Source organism: Polaromonas sp. (assembly GCF_030682935.1).
Taxonomy (GTDB): domain Bacteria; phylum Pseudomonadota; class Gammaproteobacteria; order Burkholderiales; family Burkholderiaceae_C; genus Polaromonas.
Map to the genome: position 1 here is coordinate 1 of NZ_JAUXNA010000366.1, position 2,446 is coordinate 2,446.

The 2,446-nt window shown below is 62.3% G+C and carries 2 protein-coding genes and 2 pseudogenes; all 4 read right to left on the minus strand.

All coding sequences use genetic code 11. The annotated features are described in order from the left end of the window. Positions 1–339, minus strand: a pseudogene (locus tag Q8K05_RS16910) (phosphoribulokinase); the annotation flags it as partial. A 100-nt stretch (positions 340–439) separates the two neighbouring features. Then, positions 440–1,534, minus strand: a complete 1,095-nt coding sequence (locus tag Q8K05_RS16915; protein WP_305247778.1) for a class 1 fructose-bisphosphatase — start codon at positions 1,532–1,534, stop codon at positions 440–442. A gap of 37 nt (positions 1,535–1,571) precedes the next feature. Further along, a complete protein-coding gene (gene rpe / locus Q8K05_RS16920) occupies positions 1,572–2,264 on the minus strand; it encodes a ribulose-phosphate 3-epimerase (protein WP_305247779.1) in 693 nt (230 codons plus the stop codon). Further along, positions 2,261–2,446 (minus strand): annotated as a pseudogene (locus Q8K05_RS16925) (hypothetical protein); the annotation flags it as partial. The gene rpe and the pseudogene Q8K05_RS16925, both read right to left, overlap by 4 nt.

Consider the following 2,446-nt stretch of genomic DNA (forward strand, 5'->3'; position numbering starts at 1 on the left):
GCCAGGCTCCTGCTGGTACGGGGCGGCCTCTTCGGGGTCGTGCAGGTATTTGCGGCGCTTGCCGGTGCCGGTGGCCGCGTAGTCACGAAACAGGGCTTCCAGCTCGGCAAACATGTTGTTTTCCGGCCCAAAGTGGCTGAAGTTCTTGTTGCCAGCCTGCTCGGCCTCGCTGGCCTTGCGTTTCATGTCTTTGCGGTCGTGACGGTGAAAACTGTCGCCTTCAATGATGGCGGAGTTCACGCCCTCGCGGCGGAAGATGTTTTCAAAGGTGCGGGTGACCGATGTAGTCCCTGCGCCGGACGATCCGGTGATGGAGATGATGGGATGGCGTTCAGACATGAGCTTGTCCTCTGGAGTTAAAAATAACGATTAAATAAGCCTCTAGCCCAATACTGGTGGACGCTAGAAGCTACTAAATAAATAGCAATTAACCTGTGAATCAGTCCCTGAACAGGCTGCGCTCGGCAAACAGCGGCGTCTCCGAATCCGTCCTGGCCGGCTCGGCGTGGTAGCGCTCGATACGCTCGACCTCGTTTTTCGAGCCGAACACCAGACCGATGCGCTGGTGCAGCGACGTGGGCTGCACGCCCAGCATGGCTTGGCGGCCGGTGCTGGCGCGGCCACCCGCCTGCTCCATGATGAAGCCGATGGGATTGGCCTCGTACAACAGGCGCAGGCGGCCGGGTTTGGACGCGTCCTTGTTGTCGCGCGGGTACAAAAACACGCCGCCCCGCATCAAAATGCGGTGCGCCTCGGCCACCATGGAGGCAATCCAGCGCATGTTGAAGTCCTTGCCGCGCGGCCCGGTCTTGCCGGCCAGGCATTCGTCCACATAGCGCTTGACCGGTGCTTCCCAGAAACGGCTGTTGGACGCGTTGATCGCAAATTCCTGCGTTGCGGCGGGCACCTGCAAGTCAGGGTGCGTGAGCATGAACTCACCCAGGTTGGGGTCCAGCGTGAAGCCCGCCACACCGTTGCCCACGCTGAGCACCAGCATGGTGGTGGGGCCGTAGAGCGCGTAGCCTGCGGCCGCCTGGCTTGCGCCAGTTTGAAAAAAGTCCGCCTCTGTCACGTCACGTCCGCTGTCCACCACATCTTGCGGCGCGCGCAGGATGGAAAAAATGCTGCCGACCGACACGTTCACGTCAATGTTGCTGGAGCCGTCCAGCGGGTCAAACACCAGCAGGTACTTGCCACGCGGATTCTGCGCAGGAATCTGGCTTGGATCTTCCATTTCCTCAGACGCCATGCCGGCCAGATGCCCGCCCCACTGGTTCAGGCGCACAAAGTACTCGTTGCTCAGCACATCGAGCTTTTTCTGCGTTTCGCCCTGCACGTTGACCGAGCCGCCAGCGTCGGCATCGTGGTTGCCGAGCACACCGCCGAGTTCGCCAAAAGCCACGGCGCGGGCAATGGCCTTGCAGGCCAGGGCCACATCGAGAATCAGCGCATTAAAGTCGCCGCTGGCGCTGGGAAAGCGGCGACGCTCCTCGATCAGGTACTGCGTCAGCGTGAAACGTTTGGACAATGGCATGGAGTATCCCTTGATGGTTGAAAGTTCTGGTGCCCGCTCAGGCGGTGCGGGCGGCGCGGCGGAGTTCGTTCATGACGCTGCGGTAACCGCCGTCGGCGTCAGGCGCGCCGAAAACGGCGCTGCCGGCCACGCAAGTGTCAGCGCCAGCGGCCACAATCTCGCCGATGTTGTCGGTCTTGACACCGCCATCGACTTCCAGCCAGATCGGCTGGCCGCCGGCGGCGGTGTGGGCATCAATGCGGCGGCGCGCTTCGCGCAACTTGCCCAGCGTGGCGGGAATGAATTTTTGCCCGCCAAAACCCGGGTTCACGCTCATCAGCAGCACGATGTCCAGCCGATCCATCACATGGTCCATCCAGGCCAGCGGTGTGGCAGGGTTCAGGGCAATGCCGGCCTTGCAGCCGTGGTCGCGAATCAGCTGCAGCGTGCGGTCCACATGGCGGCTGGCTTCGGGGTGAAAGGTGATCAGGTTGGCACCGGCCTTGGCAAACAGCGGAATCAGCGCATCGACGGGCTCGACCATCAAATGCACGTCGATCGCAATCTTCACATGCGGGCGAATGGCTTCGCACACCAGCGGACCGATGGTGAGGTTGGGCACGTAGTGGTTGTCCATCACGTCAAAGTGCACCAGGTCGGCACCGGCAGCCTCAATGGCGCGGACCTCCTCGCCCAAACGGGAAAAGTCGGCCGAGAGGATGGAGGGGGCAATGCGGAAAGTGGGGGTCATGACAGTCTCTTGGGCGTGGATAGGGATGGACGGGCCTGGTCATGCCAGGCGCGCAAATCAGCCAGGGTGGTGCCCTGCAAGCTGGGCAGGATACGCAGCGCACCCGTGAAATCGTGGTGGGCCGTGAAGCTGTTGGGCGTGATCAGGGTCGCCAGGCTCGCCCCGCAAGCGGCCTTCAGGCC

Excerpts from the sequence above, each read along its gene's own strand:
- Q8K05_RS16915 (WP_305247778.1), bottom strand. The coding sequence starts at position 1,534 with ATGCCATTGTCCAAACGTTTCACGCTGACGCAGTACCTGATCGAGGAG.
- rpe (WP_305247779.1), bottom strand. The coding sequence starts at position 2,264 with ATGACCCCCACTTTCCGCATTGCCCCCTCCATCCTCTCGGCCGACTTT.